Origin of the sequence: Thiomonas sp. FB-6 (assembly GCF_000377645.1) — a bacterium.
Taxonomy (GTDB): Bacteria; Pseudomonadota; Gammaproteobacteria; order Burkholderiales; family Burkholderiaceae_C; genus Thiomonas_A.
Genome location: NZ_KB898505.1, coordinates 18,130 through 36,590, shown reverse-complemented (window position 1 = coordinate 36,590; position 18,461 = coordinate 18,130). Strand labels below are relative to the sequence as shown.

At 72.2% G+C, this 18,461-nt stretch carries 15 protein-coding genes; 5 read left to right on the top strand and 10 right to left on the bottom strand.

The genetic code is table 11. The features are described 5' to 3' along the window. The 3 genes from D466_RS0117090 to D466_RS0117080 all read left to right on the top strand — a co-directional run. On the top strand, positions 1–642 hold a 642-nt coding region (locus tag D466_RS0117090; RefSeq protein ID WP_018914919.1), incomplete at its 5' end, for a response regulator. Continuing rightward, complete coding sequence (locus tag D466_RS0117085) at positions 639–2,024, top strand: ATP-binding protein (protein ID WP_018914918.1); 1,386 nt, start codon at positions 639–641, stop codon at positions 2,022–2,024. The genes D466_RS0117090 and D466_RS0117085, both read left to right, overlap by 4 nt. Before the next feature lie 101 nt (positions 2,025–2,125). After that, a complete protein-coding gene (locus tag D466_RS0117080; RefSeq protein ID WP_018914917.1) occupies positions 2,126–2,602 on the top strand; it encodes an acyl-CoA thioesterase in 477 nt (158 codons plus the stop codon). Between the two features lie 6 nt (positions 2,603–2,608). On the opposite strand, the gene D466_RS22170 is transcribed toward D466_RS0117080, so the two are convergent. The 6 genes from D466_RS22170 to D466_RS0117050 form a co-directional block, all read right to left on the bottom strand. Beyond that, positions 2,609–4,237, bottom strand: a complete 1,629-nt coding sequence (locus D466_RS22170; RefSeq protein ID WP_196803509.1) for a peptide MFS transporter — start codon at positions 4,235–4,237, stop codon at positions 2,609–2,611. A 111-nt stretch (positions 4,238–4,348) separates the two neighbouring features. Continuing rightward, positions 4,349–5,230 (bottom strand): NAD(P)-dependent oxidoreductase, encoded by an 882-nt coding sequence (locus tag D466_RS0117070; RefSeq protein WP_018914915.1) that lies wholly within the window; start codon positions 5,228–5,230, stop codon positions 4,349–4,351. A 13-nt stretch (positions 5,231–5,243) separates the two neighbouring features. Beyond that, a complete protein-coding gene (fghA, locus tag D466_RS0117065; protein WP_018914914.1) occupies positions 5,244–6,110 on the bottom strand; it encodes an S-formylglutathione hydrolase in 867 nt (288 codons plus the stop codon). A 15-nt stretch (positions 6,111–6,125) separates the two neighbouring features. Further along, complete coding sequence (locus D466_RS0117060) at positions 6,126–7,235, bottom strand: S-(hydroxymethyl)glutathione dehydrogenase/class III alcohol dehydrogenase (protein WP_026285413.1); 1,110 nt, start codon at positions 7,233–7,235, stop codon at positions 6,126–6,128. 63 nt (positions 7,236–7,298) lie between these two features. Continuing rightward, complete coding sequence (locus D466_RS0117055) at positions 7,299–8,468, bottom strand: cation:proton antiporter (RefSeq protein ID WP_018914912.1); 1,170 nt, start codon at positions 8,466–8,468, stop codon at positions 7,299–7,301. 88 nt (positions 8,469–8,556) lie between these two features. Continuing rightward, positions 8,557–9,474, bottom strand: a complete 918-nt coding sequence (locus tag D466_RS0117050) for a LysR family transcriptional regulator (RefSeq protein ID WP_018914911.1) — start codon at positions 9,472–9,474, stop codon at positions 8,557–8,559. Positions 9,475–9,553: 79 nt separating this feature from the next. Here D466_RS0117050 and D466_RS0117045 point away from each other — a divergent pair, with 79 nt between their 5' ends. Together D466_RS0117045 and D466_RS0117040 are read left to right on the top strand one after the other, a co-directional pair. Further along, positions 9,554–11,167 (top strand): NADH-quinone oxidoreductase subunit L, encoded by a 1,614-nt coding sequence (locus D466_RS0117045; protein ID WP_018914910.1) that lies wholly within the window; start codon positions 9,554–9,556, stop codon positions 11,165–11,167. Beyond that, positions 11,164–13,758, top strand: a complete 2,595-nt coding sequence (locus D466_RS0117040; protein WP_081630009.1) for a YbcC family protein — start codon at positions 11,164–11,166, stop codon at positions 13,756–13,758. The genes D466_RS0117045 and D466_RS0117040 overlap by 4 nt, the downstream gene beginning before the upstream one ends. 23 nt (positions 13,759–13,781) lie before the next feature. Here D466_RS0117040 and D466_RS0117035 read toward each other — a convergent pair whose 3' ends face one another. The 4 genes from D466_RS0117035 to D466_RS0117020 all read right to left on the bottom strand — a co-directional run bounded on the left by D466_RS0117035 (position 13,782) and on the right by D466_RS0117020 (position 18,455). Next, positions 13,782–14,525: an SDR family oxidoreductase gene (locus D466_RS0117035; protein ID WP_018914908.1), complete on the bottom strand. Its 744-nt coding sequence runs from the start codon at positions 14,523–14,525 to the stop codon at positions 13,782–13,784. A gap of 96 nt (positions 14,526–14,621) precedes the next feature. Then, positions 14,622–15,014: a cupin domain-containing protein gene (locus D466_RS0117030; protein ID WP_018914907.1), complete on the bottom strand. Its 393-nt coding sequence runs from the start codon at positions 15,012–15,014 to the stop codon at positions 14,622–14,624. Next, the gene (locus D466_RS22165) at positions 14,989–17,589 is read right to left on the bottom strand and encodes a branched-chain amino acid ABC transporter ATP-binding protein/permease (RefSeq protein ID WP_038166668.1); all 2,601 of its coding nucleotides are present in this window, start codon (positions 17,587–17,589) and stop codon (positions 14,989–14,991) included. The genes D466_RS0117030 and D466_RS22165 overlap by 26 nt, the downstream gene beginning before the upstream one ends. Next, positions 17,586–18,455, bottom strand: coding sequence for a branched-chain amino acid ABC transporter permease (locus tag D466_RS0117020; protein WP_018914905.1), 870 nt, complete (start codon positions 18,453–18,455; stop codon positions 17,586–17,588). Before D466_RS0117020 ends, D466_RS22165 begins: the two co-directional genes overlap by 4 nt. Positions 18,456–18,461 lie beyond the last annotated feature (6 nt).

Below are 18,461 nucleotides of genomic sequence, written 5' to 3'. Positions count from 1 at the left end.
GCCACGCAGCAGGCGCTGCGCGACGCCGCGCACGCGGTGGACTGGGTGCTCGACGGCGACGCCGCGCTGCTGGCCATGCGCACCGCGCCCTACGAGGCCATGCTGCTGGACCTGGGGCTGCCCAGGCGCGACGGCCTGGGGGTGCTGCAGGCGGCGCGGCGCTCGGGCTACAACCTGCCGGTGATCATCGTCACCGCGCGCGACGGCGTGGACGACCGCATCCGCGGCCTGGACCTGGGGGCCGACGACTACCTGATCAAGCCCTTCGAGACCGGCGAGTTGCTGGCGCGCCTGCGCGCCGTGGCGCGGCGCAAGGGCGGCCAGGCGCAGGCGCTGCTGGGCAACGGCGTGGTCACGCTGGACCCCGCCACCCGCCAGGCCCGTTTCGGCGAGGCCGGCGCGCGCCTGTCCGCGCGAGAATACGCGCTGCTGCACGCCTTGCTGCTGCGCCCGGGCGCCGTGCTGTCGCGCGACGACCTGGAGAACCTGATCTACGGCTGGAACGAAGAGGTGGAGAGCAACGCCGTGGAATACCTGATCCACAGCATCCGCAGGAAGCTCGGCGCCGGCGCCATCAAGAACGTGCGCGGCGTGGGCTGGGTGGTCGACCGCGACGCCGGCGGCACGGCCGACGCGCCATGACGGTCGTGCAGGCGCTGCGCCACTGGGCCGGGCAGTCGCTGCTGCGCAGGCTGTGGCTGTCCACCACGCTGATGGTGGCGCTGGTGGGCGTGTGCACCGGCGCCGTGTCCTACGTGCTGGGCTACGTGGAGGCCAACCGCCTGCAGGACGTGCAGCTGCGCCAGGTGGCGGCGCTGGTGCACGCCGGCGGCCCGATGCCCGAGGCCACGCTGCCGGCGCGCGCACCCGAGATCGACCAGGATGCGCGCATCGTGGTGCAGCGCCTGGGCGCCCCCGGCGGCCTGCCGCTGCCGGCCGGCCTGGCGCCGGGCATGCACGTGTTGCAAGCGGACGGGCACCATTGGCGGGTGTTCGTGCGCCGTGACCCGGGGGGCATGATCGCCGCGGCGCAGCGTACCGACCTGCGCTCCGACGCCGCCACCGACAGCGCGCAGCGCACGCTGTACCCGCTGCTGGCGCTGATTCCCCTGCTGGCGCTGCTGGCCACCCTGGTGCTGCGCCGCGCGCTGCGCCCGGTGCTGCGCCTGGCGGCGCAGGTGAATGCGCGCAGCGAACAGCGCCTCGAAGCCCTGCCCATGGCCGAGGTGCCGCGCGAGCTGCTGCCCTTCGTCGCCTCCATCAACGGCCTGCTCGAGCGCGTGCGCGCGCTGCGCGAACGCGAACGCCGCTTCCTGGCGGATGCCGCGCACGAACTGCGCACCCCCATCGCCGCGCTGACCCTGCAGGCGGAGAACCTGGACCACGTGGAACTGCCACCCGAGGCGCGCGAGCGCCTGCACGGCATGCTCGGCGGGCTGGCGCGCACGCGCGCGGTCGTGGAGCAGTTGCTCAGCCTGGCCCGCGCCCAGTCGGGCCCGGCCGGCCAGCCCCGGCCGGTGGACCCGATGGGGGTGTTGCGCCACGTGCTGGAGGACTTGCTGCCGCTGGCTCGCCAGCGCGGCATCGACATCGGCATCGAGCACGCGGAGCCTGCGCCGCGGGCCGCGCCCATCCTGGCCGACCCCACCCAGCTCTACACCCTGCTGCGCAACGCCGTGGACAACGCGCTGCGCTACGCCCGCCCCGGAGGGCGCGTGGACCTGAGCTGCCACACCGGGACCGGGCCCGACGGCCTGGCCTGGACCCATGTGGACGTCGACGACGACGGCCCGGGCATTCCCGAGGAACTGCTGCCCCAGGCCTTCGAGGCCTTCAACCGCCTGCACCGCGACGGCGAACAGGGCGGCAGCGGCCTGGGCCTGGCCATCATGAGCAGCATCGCCGCCAACCTGGGCGGCACAGTGCGCCTGAGCAACCGCCCGCAGGGCGGGCTGCGCATGCGTTACAGCCAGCGCGCCGAGCGGACGGCCCCGCCCCCCTCGACCGAGGCGGCGCAGCCGTGACGCCCGCGCCGCCGCCCATCCAGGCCCGCGCATGGCTTCGGGGGCCTGGGCCCTGCCCCAGGCACAATCCGGAAGTCTCGGCGTAGCGAAAGGTCTTTTCCATGGGTTCCCACCAACTGACCATGACGGTGTTGATGACGCCGGGCATGGCGAATTTCTCGGGCAAGGTCCACGGCGGAGCGGTGCTCAAGCTGCTGGACGAGGTGGCCTACGCCTGCGCCGCGCAGTACAGCGGCAGCTACGTGGTCACGCTGAGCGTGGACCAGGTGACCTTCCTGCAACCCATCCTGGTGGGGGAACTGCTCAGTTTCCTGGCCAGCGTGAACTACACCGGCAGTTCCTCGATGGAGGTGGGCATCAAGGTGGTGGCGCAGGAGATCCGCACCCAGACCCAGCGCCACGTGAACAGCTGCTTTTTCACCATGGTGGCGGTGGGCGAGGACGGGCGCCCGGTGCCGGTGCCGCCGCTGCAGCCCTCCACCCCGGACGAGCTGCGCCGCTTCGAGGCCGCGAAGCTGCGCAAGGAACTGCGGCGCGAACTCGCCGCGCGCTTCCGAGAGGCGGCGCGCAAGGGCTGAGCCGGTTCAGGCCGTCCGCGGTCCGGGGCTCACGCGCCGCAGGCCGGCCAGCAGGATCAGCGAGAGCCCGAAGCCCGCCAGCGAGGCAAGCGACAGTTGCCCGAACAAGTCGAGATACAGCGGCAGGGTCTGTTGCGCGCTCATGGATGAACCTGCCGGCACCTTCGCGAAGTTCGCGACCAGCCCGCCGAGATACATCGAAATGCCGCTGACGGCGAAGAAGGCGCCCATCAGGAAGCCCGAGAGGCGCGCCGGTACGTAGCGCGCGATCACGGCAAGGCCCAGCGCGCTGATCAGCAGTTCGCCGAGCGAGACCAGGCCGTAGCCCGCCACCACCCACCACGCCGGCACCCGTCCGTCGACCGCGGCCATGCCGCTGGCGGCGAACACCGCGAAACCGGCGGCCACCGCCGCGAAGCCGAGCGCGAATTTCAGCCCCGGCGAAGCATCGCCGGGCCCGCGCGCCAGACGCGTGTACAGCCAGGCCAGGGCCGGGCTGAGCAGCATGATCCAGATGGGGTTGAGGGCCTGGAACTGCGCCGGCAGCAGCTGCAGCGCCGGCAGCCCGGGGACGCGCAGCACGAGGTCGACGTTGCGCAACGCGAACAGGGTCAGCGAGGTCGACATCTGCTGATAGAACACGAAATACAGGCCCACCTCCAGCACCAGCACGCCCGCGGTGAGCAGGCCCGGGCGCTCATGCGCAGCGGCGCGGCGTAGCGCCACCGCGTAGAGCACGAACACGGCGACGCCCACGCCGGCCACGCACAGGTCGGCCAGCTCGACCCTGGTCAGCAGGGTGACCCCGGCCGCGACGGCCAGCGCGATGCCGGCCAGCAGCCACAGCCGCAGGCGCGCTCCGAGGGGCCGGGCGTCGGCCGGGTTGCCCACCCAGTGCAGCGCCGTGCGCATCCAGAAGTAGTTGGCCAGGCCCAGCAGCAGGCCCGCGCAGCTCACCGCGAAGGCCGCGTGCCAGCCCCAGACCTCGCGCACCCAGGGTGTGGCCAGCATCGAGATCGTGGAACCCACGTTGACGGCCATGTAATAGACGGTGAAGGCGCTGTCGATGCGCGCCGGCTGGTTCTCGTAGATGCGCCGCACCAGGTTGGCCGCATTGGGCTTGAACAGCCCGTTACCGGCGGCGATCAGCGCCAGCGCGGCGTACAGCCACTCGACCCCGTGCAGCGGCAGCGCCAGCAGGCCGTAGCCCACGAACAGCACCGTGGCGCCGGCGAGCATCGAGCGCCGCGTGCCCAGCCAGCGGTCGCCGGCCCAGCCGCCGAGCACCGGCAGCGCGTAGACCAGCGCGCTCAGCGCGCCCCAGCTCAGGTTGGCTCGCTCGTCGGTGTAGCCCAGGCCCTGCACCATGTACAGCACCATCAGCGCGGCCATGCCGTAGAAGCCGAAGCGCTCCCACAGCTCGATCATGAACACGACGGAAAAGGCGCGGCGTTGCGCCGCGGGATGCGCGGCTGGATGCGCGGCGGAAGCCGCGGGTGAGGCGGCGGCGCCGGATGACTCCGACGGCGGCGCCGGGGGCGGACCGGAAGGCGGACCCGCAGGCGGACCGGAAGGCGGACCGGAGAGCGGCCCTGGCGGGGCCTCGGACGAGGGGCTGGATACCTGCGTATTCATGGGCATAGCGCGCCGGGCCGGGCCGCGTTTTGGACAAGATGCCCCCTTGGACCACGCGGCGCGGCCGAAGTTCCCTCGGCCGCGCAATGCCCGTAATACCCGCAGTACCCCTCAGCCCTGGTACAGCTTGATCAGCGCCTGCGTGCCGTCGCGCCCCAGACCGCGCTCGGCCATGCGCTGGTACAGGCCGCGGGCCAGCGCCAGGCCCGGCAGATCCAGGCCCATCTGCTCGGCCTCGCCCAGCGCGATGCCCAGGTCCTTGAGGAAATGCTCGATGAAGAATCCCGGCGCGAAGTCCCCGGCGACGATGCGCGCGCCCAGCACGTTGAGCTGGAAGCCCGAGGCCGCGCCGCCGCCGATGGCCTGCAGCACGGTGGAGGGGTCGAGCCCGGAACGCTGCGCGTAGACCAGCCCCTCGGTGACCCCGACGATGGTCGAGGCGATGACGATCTGGTTGCACATCTTGGTGTGCTGCCCGGTGCCGGGGCCGCCCATGCGCACGATGTTGGTGCCCATCAACGCCAGCACCGGCTGCGCGCGCTCGAAATCCGCCGCCTCGCCGCCGACCATGATGGACAGCCGGGCCTCGCGCGCGCCGACGTCGCCGCCGGACACCGGAGCGTCCAGCGCGCCGCAGCCGCGTTCGCGCGCGGCCTGGGCGATGCGCCGCGCCAGCGAGGGGCTGGACGTGGTCATGTCCACCAGCAGCGTGCCCGCGGCCGCGCGCTCGACGATGCCGCCCGCGCCCAGGTAGATGTTTTCCACGTCGGCGGGGTAGCCCACCATGGTGACGACGATCTCCGAACCGGCCGCCACCTCGCCGGGGCTGTCGCACCAGCGCGCGCCGCGCGCGACCAGATCGTCGGCCTTGTCGCGCGAGCGGTTGTACACGCGCAATTCGTGCCCGGCGGCCAGCAGATGCCCGGCCATGCTGCGGCCCATGATGCCCAGGCCGATGAAGCCGATGCGCAGGGGCTGTGCCTTGGTGTTCATTCGCGGTTCTCCCTCATGTCCGGATGCTCGGCGCCCCGTCGCCCAGGTGGCGTGCGTGATGCTCGAAATGTTCGCCCAGGAAACTGGCGACGAAGTAGTAACTGTGGTCGTAGCCGGGGTGGATGCGCAGCTGCAGTCGGTGCGCGGCGCCCTCGCAGGCCTCGCGCAGCAGTTGCGGGCGCAGCTGCTCGTCGAGGTAGGGGTCGTCGCCGCCCTGGTCCACCAGCAGCGCCAGGCCCTGCTTCGCGCCGGCCAGCAATTCCACCGCGTCCCAGTCCCGCCAGGCGCGCGGGTCCTCGCCGAGATAGGCCGTGAAGGCCTTGCGCCCCCACGGCACCCGCGACGGCGCGACGATGGGAGCGAAGGCCGAGACGCTGCGGTAGCGCCCGGGATGGCGCAGCGCCGTGACCAGCGCCCCGTGCCCGCCCATCGAATGCCCGCTGATGCCCCGCGCGTCGGTCGCCGGGAAATGCGCCTCGACCCATGCCGGCAGTTCCTCGGCCACGTAGCTCTGCATGCGGTAATGCGCGGACCACGGCGCCTCGGTGGCGTCCACGTAGAAGCCGGCGCCCTGCCCCAGGTCGTAGGCGGGGTCGTCGGCCACGCCCAGGCTCGCGTCCGGGTCGCGCGGGCTGGTGTCCGGCGCCACCACGATCAGCCCGTGGCGCGCCGCATGCTCCTGCGCTCCCGCCTTGGTGATGAAGTTCTGCTCGGTGCAGGTCAGGCCCGACAGCCAGTACAGCACCGCGCAGCGCCGCCCCTGCAGCGCCGCCGGCGGCAGGTACACGCCGACCTTCATGTCGCAGCCCAGCGTGGCGGAGGCGTGGCGCCAGACCTCCTGGCGGCCGCCGAAGCTGGCGTGGTGTTCGATCCGCTCCATCGCGAGTCCCGCCGCTCAGAAATGAATCACGCTGCGGATGGACTTGCCTTCGTGCATCAGATCGAAGGCCTCGTTGATGCCCTCCAGCCCCATGGTGTGGGTGACGAAGGGCGCCAGCTTGATGGTTCCGCGCATCGCGTCCTCCACCATGCCGGGCAGTTGGCTGCGCCCCTTGACCCCGCCGAAGGCCGTGCCCTTCCAGGTACGCCCGGTGACCAGTTGGAAGGGCCGGGTGGAGATCTCCTGGCCCGCGCCGGCCACGCCGATGATGATCGACTGGCCCCAGCCGCGATGCGCGCACTCCAGCGCCGCACGCATCACCTGCACGTTGCCGATGCATTCGAAGGAATGGTCCACGCCCCAGCCGGTCATGTCCACCACGACTTGCTGGATGGGCTTGTCGTGGTCCTTGGGGTTGACGCAGTCGGTGGCGCCGAACAGGCGGGCCAGCTCGAACTTGTCCGTGTTGGTGTCGATGGCGATGATGCGACCGGCCTTCGCCAGCTGAGCCCCGTGCACCACGGCCAGCCCGATGCCGCCGAGGCCGAACACGGCCACGGTGTCGCCGGGCTGCACCTTGGCGGTGTTGGACACCGCGCCCAGCCCGGTGGTCACGCCGCAGCCCAGCAGGCAGGTCTGCTCGGGGTCGGCACGGGCGTCCACCTTGGCCAGCGAAACCTCCGCCACCACCGTGTATTCGCTGAAGGTGGAGCAGCCCATGTAATGGTGGACGGGCTGGCCCTCGTAGGAAAAGCGCGTGGTGCCGTCGGGCATCAGGCCCTTGCCCTGGGTGGCGCGCACCGCCACGCACAGATTGGTCTTGCCCGACTTGCAGAACAGGCATTCGCCGCACTCGGCGGTGTACAGCGGGATCACGCGGTCGCCCGGGCGCACGCTGGTGACGCCCTCGCCCACCTCCACCACCACGCCCGAACCCTCATGGCCCAGCACCGCGGGAAACACCCCCTCGGGGTCGGCGCCGGACAGGGTGAAGGCGTCCGTGTGGCACACCCCCGTATGGGTGATGCGCACCAGGACTTCCCCCTTGCGCGGCGGCGCCACGTCGATCTCGACGATTTCAAGGGGCTTGCCGGGGGCGAAGGCGACGGCGGCACGGGATTTCATGGCCAGGGCTTCCAGGATGAGGGGCTCGGAGCTCGCGCCGGCCAGCCGGCGGAGCATTTCAGTTTAGCCGCCCTGCCCCGTTTCGCGCGCGGGCATGCGCTCCAGCACGAAGGGCTGCGCCAGCGCCAGGGAGGGCAGCCAGGTCGACAGCCCTGCGTACAGCAGCAAGGCTCCGTACAGCGTGTCGTCGATGCCGAAGCGCTCGCGCAGCAGACCCGCCAGCACCAGGGTGAACACCAGCGTGGGCGTCAGCGCCGTGGCCACGCGCAGGCTGCCACGCAGGCTCTCGCCGCGGATGAACAGGCGCTGCACCCAGACCATGCCGATGCGCAGGGGCAGGGCCACCGCGGTGATGGCCAGGCCCAGGCCCAGGGCGCGCGGACTCAGGGATTGCGCCGGCACGCTCAGCCCGCTGTCGAAGAAGTAGAAGGGCACGAAAAAGGAGGCGAACATCTCGATGGCGTGCAGATTGGCCTCCGAGGCCATCCCGGGCAGGCGCGCGCGCAGCATGCGCGCCGCGAAACCGGCGAGGAAGGCGCCCAGCAGGTACTCCACGCCCATCGAGAAGGTGACGTAGGCCGAGACCACGCCCACCATCAGCAGCAGGGAGAACTCGGAGCCGGGCGCGAAGGCGATCACGTAGCGACCGAGCAGCAGCAGCACCACCGGCAGGGCGGCGACCAGGGCCAGCAAGGCGGCGCTCGACAGGGTCAGCGCCTGCCAGGAATGGGACTCCAGCACCACGAACATCACCGCCAGCGCCAGCAATTCCCCGGCGATCGCCTTGATCGTGACCCAGTAGCGTTCGTCGTCGCGAAGCCCGAAGCTGGGCAGCGCGTTGAGGATGAAGCCCGTGGACGGGGTCAGCAGCGCCAGCGCCAGCAGCGCCGCCACCTGCCAGCGCATGTGCAGGTAGCGCACCGCCGCCCACGAGAGAATCCCCAGCAGCAGCGCGTTGACCGCCAGGTTGCCCAGCAGCGGCCAGCGCCCGCGGCGGAAATCGGAAGGCTCCAGGTCCACGCCGGCGAACAGGAACACCGCCGAGATGCCCAGCGTGGACAACACGTGCAGCACCTGGCCCGAGACCAGTTTCGGAAGCGCAAGCGCCCCCAGCATGCCCATGGCGAAGGCGCCGAGCGGAGCCGGAATGCGCCAGCGCTGCAGCACCCTGGGCAGCACCATGAGGGCGACGATCAGACTGAGAAACAGGACTTGCTCGGTGGTCGACTTCATCGAGTGGCTCCCGTGGAAACGATGGCGTGAAAACCGCTTGGCGGGGCCGCACGGCCCTTCGCTTGTACCTCAGGCGCGCAGGCTTGCCCTAGCCCGCCTCGCGGCGCATCGGCCGCAGGGCGCTGCGGGATCCTTCGAGCAGCCGCTCCAGGCGTTCGAGCCGGTGGCGGTGGGTGGTGGTGATGGCGTAGAAGTGCTCCTGCAATTGCTCGAAGCGCCCGACCTTCACCAGGATACCGGTGCGCAGTTCGTCCTGCACCACCACCTCGGGCAACACGGTGAGCCAGCCGCTGTCGCGTGCGATCAGGCGCAGCATGGGCATGTCGTCGACCTCGGCGCGAAAGCGCGGTTTCACGCCGGCCGCCATGCACAGGGTGTCGAACTGTCCGCGCAGGGCGTTGCGCGGGCCGGGCACGGCGAGCTCGCGGCCGTGCAGGTCCTCCGGCACGCGCAGGCGCCGGCGCTTCCAGACCGCGCCCGGCCCGACCAGCGAGATCGCCTGGCTGCCCTGGAGCCGGCATTGGAAGGGGCGCTCCGCATCGGAGGGCACGGCCTCGTTGGACAGCACCACGTCCAGGCGGTGCTGCAGCAGGCGCTCCAGCAGGTTCTCGAGCAGGCCCGACTCGAGGGTCAGGGCCACGTTGGGGTCGCCGATGAGGGGCCGGATCCAGTTTTCCTGGTAGTTGCGCGACAGCGTGGCCACGCTGCCCACGCGCAGGCGCAGCATGCCCTCGGCGCGGCCTTCCAGGCGCCCGAGCATTTCCTGCCCGAGCCCGAAGATGTTCTCGGCATAGGACAGCACCATCTGCCCGGCCTCGGTCAGCACCAGGCGCCGGCCGCCGCGCTCGAACAGCGCCTCGCCCAGCCGGTCCTCGAGCTGGCGGATCTGCGTGGACAGGGCCGATTGCGCGACGTGCAGTTCCTGCGCGGCACGGGTGAGGTGCCCGATGCTGGCGACGCGCCAGAAGTACAGCAGATGGTGGAAGTTCAGGCGGTCGAGGTTCATGGTCTGTTCTGTTTCCAAGAACGTTCTGTTCCAGACAATGAATTTTACAGAACACATCCTGGCAAGCACCATATCGGTCATGACTCCGAACACCTTCCCGATCCCGATGCTTCCCCTGGTGCGCGCCGCGGCTCTGGCCCCCGCGGCGCTGATGGCCGCGGCCGCTCTCGGCGCCAGCCCCCTGCTGTGCCGCGACGGCGCGCAGGCCTGGCGCCGCTTCGCGCTGCTGTGCGCGGCGGCGCTGGCGGCCGCCACCGGCGTGCTGGCCGCCACCTTGTCGGGCGCGCGGTGCGGGCCGGACTGCGCGGGCCTTGCGCTGCTGCCCGGCCTGGCCCTCGGCGGCCTGGGCGCATGGCTCGCCTGGCTGGTGCAGTTCCTGGGTGCGGTGATCGGCGCCTTCTCCTCGCGCTACCTGCAGGGCGAGCCCCGCCAGGCGCGCTACGTGGCGGCGCTGGCCGCCGTGCTGGCGGGGGTGCAGTGCCTGCTGCTGGCCGACCACTGGCTGAGCCTGATCGCGGCCTGGGCCTTCATCGGCTCGGCGCTGCACCGGCTGCTGTGCTTCTACCCCGAGCGTCCCTTCGCGCGGCTGGCGGCGCACAAGAAGCGCATCGCCGACCGCGTCGCCGACGCGCTGCTGCTGGGCGCCGCGGCGCTGGCCTGGCACGCCTGCGGCAGCGGCTCGCTGCCCAGGCTGTTCGCCTTCGTGCAGGCCGGCCCCGTGCCCATGGCGCTGCACGCCAGCGCCGTGCTGCTGGTGCTGGCGGTGATGCTGCGCACCGCGCTGCTGCCGGTACACGGCTGGCTGATCCAGGTGATGGAGGCGCCGACCCCGGTGTCCGCGCTGCTGCACGCCGGCGTGGTGAACCTCGGCGGCTTCGTGCTCATCCGTTTCGCCCCGCTGCTGGCAGCCTCTCCCGCGGCGCGCTCGCTGCTGGTGGCCTGCGGCCTGGCCAGCGCCCTGCTGGCCGGCATGGTGAGCCTGACGCGGGTGAGCATCAAGGTGCGCCTGGCGTGGTCCACGGTGGCGCAGATGGGCTTCATGGTGCTGGAGTGCGGGCTGGGCCTGTACGAACTGGCGGCGCTGCACCTGCTGGGCCACTCGCTGTACAAGGCTCACGCCTTCCTGTCGGCCTCCGACGTGGTGCGCCAGGGCAGGCTGCGCGGGCTGCGCGACGGCGCGCCGAACTCGGCAGCCAGCGTCGTGGCCGCGCCGTGGCTGGCCGCCGCCGTACTGCTGGTGCTGCTGCGCGCGCTGGGCGCCGGCCCGTGGCCGTGGTGGTGGACCGGCGTGCTGGCGCTGGCCTGGGCGCCGCTGCTGTGGTGGCCGGCCTGGAGCGCGCGTAGCGCGGGCCTTGCGGCCTGGCGCGCGGCCACGGGCGTGGCCCTGGTGGCCGCGCTGGGTGCCGCCGCGGCGCTGGCGCACCACTTGGCGCTGGGCGCGCGGGACCTGCCCTGGCACGCCGCCGGGCCCTTCGCACTGGCCGGCATGGCGCTGATGTACACCGCGCTGGCCGCGCTGCAGCTCGGCCCCAGGCGCCTGGACGCGCTGCGTCGCTGGAGCTACGCCGGCTTCTACGTCGACGAGATCTACACCCGCGTGGCGCTGCGCCTGTGGCCCGCGCGCTGGGGCGGCCCGACGCGGCCGCGGTCGATGGCCTCGAAGCGCGCCGCGCTGGCCTGGAGCACGAAATGAGTCACGCCGACACCCCGATCCTGAACCCGGCCCCCGCATCGGCACCGCACGGTGCGGCCGCTGTCGCCCCCCATGTGACGCCCGACGTGGCGCCCGACGCCGCCCTGCGTGCGCGCATCGACGCCGCCTGCGCGCAGGCCTGCGCGGCCATCGCGCCGGCCTGGCCGCTGGACCAGTCCATCGCCGTCAACCCGCACTGGCAGCGCGTCGGGCGGCCGCTGCGCGAGGTGGGAGCCCGCATGGCGCTGCTGGCGGGCATCCGCGTGTTCCCGGCGCGCGACGAGCTGCTGCGGGCCTGGGAGCGCGGGCGCGTCGGCGCGGAGGACCTGCAAGCCGCTCTTGCGCTGTTGCCGCAGACCTCGCCGGCGGGCTGGAACGCCGCACGCTGCGTCGAAGCCTTGCGCATGCCGCCGGCGCTGCCGCGCCTGCCGCTGCTCATCGACCTGCTCGACGACGACCCCCGACGCCACGCCCGGCTTCCCTGGCGCGACGCCGTCACGCACCAGATCAGCCAGACCTGCGCGGCGTATTTCGACCGCCGGCAGGCGGACTGGCAGCCCGCGCGCGGGCAGGGTCTGTATGCCTTCTGGCGCGACACCATCGGCCACGACCACGGCATCGCCCTGCTCATGGGCCTGCCCGGCCTGCCCGGCGGCCTGCACGCGCTGCCCCCCACGCGGGAGGACGCCGAGGCCTGGGCACTGGGCCGGCTGGGCCTGCCCGAGGCCGTCTGGGCCGACTACCTGGAGGCCGTGCTGCTGAGCCTGCAGGGCTGGGCCTCGTGGTGCGCCTACCTGGGGTGGCAGGCCGGGCTCGAAGGGCGTGCGGACTCGCATCTGCGCGAACTGCTGGCGATCCGCCTCGCCTGGGGCGTGATCCTGCTCGAATGCAGGACCGGCGAGAGCGCCCAACAGGCCTTCGCCCAGGTGCAGGCGTCGTGGGCACAGGCCGCTGCGGCGCTGGTGCAGGCTGGCGACGAACTGCTGCCGGACGAGATCTGGCAACTCGCGCTCGACCTCGGCTACCAGCGCGAGCTGCTGAGCCGGCTCGGCTCGGCGCCCGTGCCCGAGCCGCGTCCCGCCGAAGCGCAGGCCGTGTTCTGCATCGACGTGCGCAGCGAAGCCCTGCGCCGGGCGCTGGAGTCGGTATGGCCGGCCGTGCGCACCCACGGCTTCGCCGGCTTTTTCGGCTTGCCGGCCGCCTACACCCCGCTGGGCACAACGGCTCGGCGCCCGCAACTGCCGGGCCTGCTGGCGCCCGCGGTGGAACTGGGAGAGGTGGTCGCGGCGGCGCTTGGCGAGGCCAGCGCGGCGCCGGAGCAACTCGAGCGCGCCGCGCGCGCGGCGCGCGGCCGCAACCTTGCCGCCGCGCGCCAGCGCGACGGCGCCAGCCGCTGGCCGGCCGCGGCCTTCTCCTATGTGGAGTCGGCGGGCTTCACCTACCTGGGCGCGCTGGGGCGCTGGCTGGTGCCGGCAGCGCGGCCGCGGGTCAACGACGACCTGGCCGGAGTCTCCGCCCGCTATCGCCCGGTGTGCCGCCCTCGCCTGCTGGGACTGGACGCGCAGGCCAGGACCGAACTGGCCGCGCGCGTGCTGCGCGCCATGGGGCTGCTGGGGGACTTCGCGCCGCTGGTGCTGCTGGTGGGCCATGCCAGCCAGAGCGCCAACAACGCGCATGCCGCGGCGCTGGACTGCGGGGCCTGTTGCGGCAACAGCGGCGAGACCAATGCGCGCGCGCTGGCCCACCTGCTCAACGAGCCCGAGGTGCGCGAGGGGCTGCGCCCGCTGGGCATCGACATCCCCGAAGCCACGGTGTTCGTGGCGGCGCTGCACAACACGACCACCGACGAGCTCGAGGCCTTCGACCTGGACCTGCTGCCCGCCCATGCGCGGCCCGCGTGGGAACCCATGCGCACGGCCCTGGAGCACGCCTGCGACCAGGTGCGCCGCGAACGCGCGCCCCGGCTGGGCCTGGACGCGCGCGCCGCGCACGCCCAGCTGCTGCAGGCCCTGCGCAAGCGCGCCAACGACGGCGCCCAGACCCGCCCCGAATGGGGCCTGGCCGGGAATGCTGCGCTGATCCTGGCGCCGCGGGAGCGCTCGCGCGGCGCGCGGCTCGACGGGCGCTGCTTCCTGCACGACTACGACGCCGCCGGCGACCCCGACGGCAGCCTGCTCGAGGCGCTGATGACGGCGCCCATGCTCGTAGCGCACTGGATCAACTGGCAATACCACGCCTCCACCTGCGATCCCGAGCACCTGGGCAGCGGCAACAAGCTGCTGCACAACGTGGTGGGCGGGAACATCGGGGTGTTCGAGGGCAACGGCGGCGACCTGCGCATCGGCCTGTCGCGCCAGTCGCTGCACGACGGCGAGCGCTGGATGCACGAGCCGCTGCGCCTGAGCGTGCTGATCGAGGCCGCGCAGGACGCGATCGAGGCCGTGCTGCAGCGCCATGCGAAGCTGCGCGAGCTGGCCGACAACGGCTGGCTGCACCTGCTGCGCATGGACGGCCGCGGGGGGACCTGGCGCCGCGAAAGCGGCGGCGCCTGGACGCCGGCAGGGGCCGCGGCGAGCGGCCGCGCCGCCTAGGCCGTGTCCGCTCACGGGGGCCCTCAGACCAGCCCGCCGTTGGCCTGCACGACCTGCCCGTGGATCCACGAGGCGCGCGGCGAGGCCAGGAAGGCAACCAGCTCGGCGACCTCCTCCGGCCGTCCGATGCGGCCGAAGGGGCTGAGCGCGGCGGAGCGGGCCTTGGCCTCCTCGGTCTTGCCCTCGTGGAACAGCTCGGTGTCCACCGGCCCCGGGGCCACCGCGTTGACCCGCACGCCGCGCCCGGCCAGTTCGCGCGACAGGGCGCGCACCAGCGCCTCCACCGCGGCCTTGCTCGCGCTGTAGGGCCCCAGGCCGGCCATCGACACGCGCACCAGCGAGGTGGTGAGCGCCAGGATGGAGCCCGCATCGGCCACGTGCCGGGCCGCCGCCGACAGGATGTTGAAGGCGCCGAACAGGTTCACCTCCATGAGGCGGCGGAAGGCTTCGGCGTCGAAGGTCGCGAGCGGCCCGGGCGGCACGTTGATCCCGGCATTGGCCAGCACGCAGCCGATGGGTGCGCCGAAATCCTGCGCGACCTGACCGAACACGGCGTCCACCGCGCGCGCATCGCGCACCTCCACCGCGTAGGGCTGCACGCGAGCGCCGGCACGCAGCGCGGACGCGGCCGTGCAGGTCTGTTGCGCGGCCTCGGCGCTGGAGACGTAGGTCAGCGCGACGTCGAAGCCGTCGCGCACGAGCGCGTCGACGCAGGCTCGGCCGATTCCGCGCGAACCACCGAACACGATGGCAATGTTGTTGGGCATTTCCGGAACTCCAGGATGATTCGGACAGGACGGGGCCCGGCCCGCGAGCGCGGTGGGGTCCCCGGGATGGAACGCGGCACTGCGGCCGCGCGGGTGTCAATCGTCGCTCTGCGGGCTGGTGATCACCAGCAGCACCAGTTCGTCGGTGCCGGTGCAGTGCAACTCGTGCTCGACGAAGGGAGGGATGAAGATCACGTCGTCGGGCCCGACGGGGGTCTCCCGGCCGTCCAGGATCACCAGTCCCCGGCCGCGCAGGATGTGGTAGATCTGCTCCTGCCGGCGATGGCTGTGACGGGCCACGTAGGCGCCCGGCTCGTAGCAGGACAGCCGGTAGTCCAGATGCTCGCTGCCCAGGGTCTCGCGGGAGACGATTTCCTTCGAGAGCGCCTGGCCGAAATGCCCGGGGAATTGTTTCCACAGCAAGGCGTCCGCCCGCCGGATCGCCGCCTTGCGGGGCGCCTGTTCATCGTGATGCTTGGGGATGTCCATCGTGTTCTCCATGAATTCGATCGGCACCGGATCGAGCCGCCGGAGCCTGCCCGGCCGCCGTGTCCTCGCCATGAATGCCCAGCAGGCGTTCCTGCAACTCGTGGTCCTGTTCCAGTTGCCGCGCCGAGCCCGAGAAGGCCACGCGTCCGCTGACCAGCACGTAGGCGCGATCGGCCAGTTCCAGCGCTTCCTCGGCGTTGTGCTCGACGATCACGACGCTGGCGAACTCGCGCAGCTTGAGAACCGCCGCCTTCACCTCGGCCACCACCACGGGGGCCAGGCCCTCGAAGGGCTCGTCGAGCAGGATCACCTTGTTGGGCGCCATGAGCGCGCGGGCGATCGCCACCATCTGGCGTTCGCCGCCGGAGAGGTTCTCGGCCTTCGCCCGGGCCAGCACGGCAATTTTCGGGAACAGCGCGCACACCTCCGCGAAGCGCGCGCCTCCCGGACGCTGGGCCAGGCGCAGGTTCTCGGCCACCGTCAGGTTGGGGAACAGGCGCCGGCCTTCGGGAACCAGCGCGATGCCCAGGCGGCGCCGCAGGAAGGAGGGCTTGCGCCCGATGTCGCGCCCGTCCAGGCTGAGTTGACCGTCCGCATGACGCAGCATGCCCATCAGGGTCTTGAGCAGCGTGGACTTGCCCACGCCGTTGCGCCCGAGCAGCGCCACGATCTCGCCCGTGCGCACCTCGAAATCGATGTCCCGGATGGCCAGGCTGCCGCCATAGCCGGCACTGAGGCCGCGGCAGCGCAGCAGTTCGCGCGCGTCCTCCGGCGCGGCCGGGCGCTCCTCGCGCGCCGGCGCCGGCTGTCCGGGGCGCCGCGCCCCGAGGTAGGCCTCGCGCACGGCTTCGTGCGCGGCCACCTCCGAGGGGGGGCCGTCGGCGATCACCCGCCCCATGTGCAGGACCGTGATGCGATCGGACAGGGCCAGCACGCGGTCGATGTCGTGCTCGATGAGCAGAACCGCGCGTGTGCGGGCGATGCTCCGGATGATCCCGCCGACCAGCTCCCGATCGCTCTCGGAAAGACCCGCCAGGGGTTCGTCGAGCAGGAGCAGCGGCGCGTCCGCGGCCAGCGACATGGCGATGTCCAGCAGGCGCTTCTCCCCGTGCGACAGGTCGTCGCAGCGCCTCGATGCGCGCTCGGCCAGGCCCACCGCGCCCAGCAGCTGCCAGACCCGCGGGTGTCCGCCGGGGTCGCGGTAGGGGTCCCGGAGCAGGGAGGCCGCGCCGCCCGCGGCCGCCTCGACCGCCACGCGTACGTTCTCGAACACCGTCAGGCTGTGGAACACGGAGACGATCTGGAAGGAACGGCTCAGGCCCAGGCGCGTGCGCCGGTGCGCGGGAACCCCGGCGAGTTCCCGGCCCCGCAGGCGGATGCTGCCAGCGTCCGGCTCCAGCAGCCCGGTCAGCAGGTTGAACAACGTGGTCTTGCCCGCGCCGTTCGGGCCGATCACGCTGTGCACGCCCCGAGGCGCCACGCACAGGTCGATGGCGTTCTGGGTCACTATCGAGCCGAAGCGCTTGCTCAGCCCCCGCACCTCGAGAACCGGGGTGTCGTCCGCGGCGGCCTCCTGCCCGCGCTGCGCGGGTGCGTAGGCCTCGACAGCCGCCGGCGCCGGCGGCACCTCCTCGCGCGCCAGGGTGCGTCCAGCGCGGCCGCGCATGCGCCGCAGCAGGCCGTGGATTCCGCCGGGGTTGACGAAGGCGAGCACGATGATGATCGGCGCGAAGTACAGCCACCAGTTCTCGCTCCACGCGCTGAGCTTGTTCTCCAGCACGATGAAGGCGATGGCCCCCCACAGCGCGCCAAGGAAGTGCTCGACTCCACCCAGCGCCACCATCAGCACCGCATCGCCGGCCTGCTGCCAGCTCAGTGGATTGGCGTAGGCGCCGCGCAGCAGCAGCGCCATGCCGGAACCGGCCACGCCGATCGTGGCTCCGGCGATGGTGAAGGCCCACAGCTTGACCTGGAACACGTCGATGCCCAGGCAGCCCGCGCGCCGCTCGTTGTCCCGCACGGCCTGCATGCGCCGCCCGAACGATGAATGCGCGATGGTCCACAGCACCGCGCAGGCCACCACCACCCCGGCGATGACCAACGCGGCAAAGCCCCTCGCCGACTCGAAGTAGGGGCGGCTGGCGATCTGCAGCCCGTTCTCGCCCCCGGTGAAATCCGTCCAGCGGTAGGCGATCTCGAAGGCCAGCTGGGAACAGGCCAGCGTGAGCAGGGAGAAGTACACCCCTCGCCGGCGCAGGATCACGAACCCGCTGAGCACCGCGAGCAGGGTCGTGAACGCGACCGACCCGGCGAAGGCCACGGCCTCGTTGCCTCCGAAATGGCTCATGCCGATGGCCACCGCGTAGCTGGCCACGCCGAAGTACAAGGACGCGCCGAAGGGCACCAGCCCCAGGTAGCCGATGAGGAAATTCACTCCCAGGCCGTACAGCGTGTAGACCGCGATCTGCGTGACGACGTCGACGGGCATGCCGGCGAAGCGCACGCCCGCGGCCATCAAGGCCAGCACGAGGCCGACCAGCAGCGCCGGATGGCGCAATGCCTCACGCGGGCTCATTCGAAGCGCTCCCAGCGTTCGCCGAACAGTCCCCGCGGGCGCGCCAGGGTGACGAAAAGCATCAGCACGTACATCGCCGCGCCGGCGGCGGCGGGCGCGAACTGGATGGTCAGCGCGGTCACCACCCCCACCAGCACCCCCGAGACGATGGAGCCGCGCAGCGACCCCAGCCCGCCGATCGTGATGACCACGAAGGCGGGCATGATGGCCTCGCTGCCCATCGAGGGGCTGACCGACCACAGCGGCGCGGCCAGCACGCCGGCCACCGCCGCCAGGCCGCAGCCCAGCCCGAAGGCGCCGGTCTGCGCGTTCTGCAGGCGGATGCCCAGCGCTTCGACCATTTCCGCGTCCCGGCTGCCGGCGCGCAGGATGCGGCCGTAGGGGGTGAAGCTCAGGAACAGCCACAGGCCGCACAGCAGCAGCAGGGTGCAGGCCACCACCGCGAGCCGGTAGGTCGTGATCAGGAAGGGGCCGTAGACCAACACGCCCTGCAACGCGTCGGGCGTGTTGAACGGGACCCCCGCCGGCCCCCACACGCGGCGGATCAGGGCCTCGATGAACAGCGCCAGCGCGAAGGTCACGATGAGGCTGGTCAGCGGGTTGCGCTGGTACAGATGGCGCAGGAGCAGGCGCTCCAGCACCATGCCCCCCGCGGCCACCAGCAGCGGCGCGAGCCAGACAGCCTGCACGCCCCACCAGCCCTGCAGCGCGTACGCGACGTACGCGCCGAGGGCGAAGAACGCCCCATGCGCGAAGTTGATCACGCCGAGCAGCCCGAAGGTGATCGAAAGCCCGATCGCGATCAGCACGTACACGACACCCAGGGTCAGGCCGTTGGCGGCCTGCGACAAGAGGAGTCCCAGCATGGGGCG

Excerpts from the sequence above, each read along its gene's own strand:
- D466_RS0117085 (WP_018914918.1), top strand. The coding sequence starts at position 639 with ATGACGGTCGTGCAGGCGCTGCGCCACTGGGCCGGGCAGTCGCTGCTG.
- D466_RS0117080 (WP_018914917.1), top strand. The coding sequence starts at position 2,126 with ATGGGTTCCCACCAACTGACCATGACGGTGTTGATGACGCCGGGCATG.
- D466_RS22170 (WP_196803509.1), bottom strand. The coding sequence starts at position 4,237 with ATGAATACGCAGGTATCCAGCCCCTCGTCCGAGGCCCCGCCAGGGCCG.
- D466_RS0117070 (WP_018914915.1), bottom strand. The coding sequence starts at position 5,230 with ATGAACACCAAGGCACAGCCCCTGCGCATCGGCTTCATCGGCCTGGGC.
- fghA (WP_018914914.1), bottom strand. The coding sequence starts at position 6,110 with ATGGAGCGGATCGAACACCACGCCAGCTTCGGCGGCCGCCAGGAGGTC.
- D466_RS0117060 (WP_026285413.1), bottom strand. The coding sequence starts at position 7,235 with ATGAAATCCCGTGCCGCCGTCGCCTTCGCCCCCGGCAAGCCCCTTGAA.
- D466_RS0117055 (WP_018914912.1), bottom strand. The coding sequence starts at position 8,468 with ATGAAGTCGACCACCGAGCAAGTCCTGTTTCTCAGTCTGATCGTCGCC.
- D466_RS0117050 (WP_018914911.1), bottom strand. The coding sequence starts at position 9,474 with ATGAACCTCGACCGCCTGAACTTCCACCATCTGCTGTACTTCTGGCGC.
- D466_RS0117045 (WP_018914910.1), top strand. The coding sequence starts at position 9,554 with ATGACTCCGAACACCTTCCCGATCCCGATGCTTCCCCTGGTGCGCGCC.
- D466_RS0117040 (WP_081630009.1), top strand. The coding sequence starts at position 11,164 with ATGAGTCACGCCGACACCCCGATCCTGAACCCGGCCCCCGCATCGGCA.
- D466_RS0117035 (WP_018914908.1), bottom strand. The coding sequence starts at position 14,525 with ATGCCCAACAACATTGCCATCGTGTTCGGTGGTTCGCGCGGAATCGGC.
- D466_RS0117030 (WP_018914907.1), bottom strand. The coding sequence starts at position 15,014 with ATGGACATCCCCAAGCATCACGATGAACAGGCGCCCCGCAAGGCGGCG.
- D466_RS22165 (WP_038166668.1), bottom strand. The coding sequence starts at position 17,589 with ATGAGCCCGCGTGAGGCATTGCGCCATCCGGCGCTGCTGGTCGGCCTC.
- D466_RS0117020 (WP_018914905.1), bottom strand. The coding sequence starts at position 18,455 with ATGCTGGGACTCCTCTTGTCGCAGGCCGCCAACGGCCTGACCCTGGGT.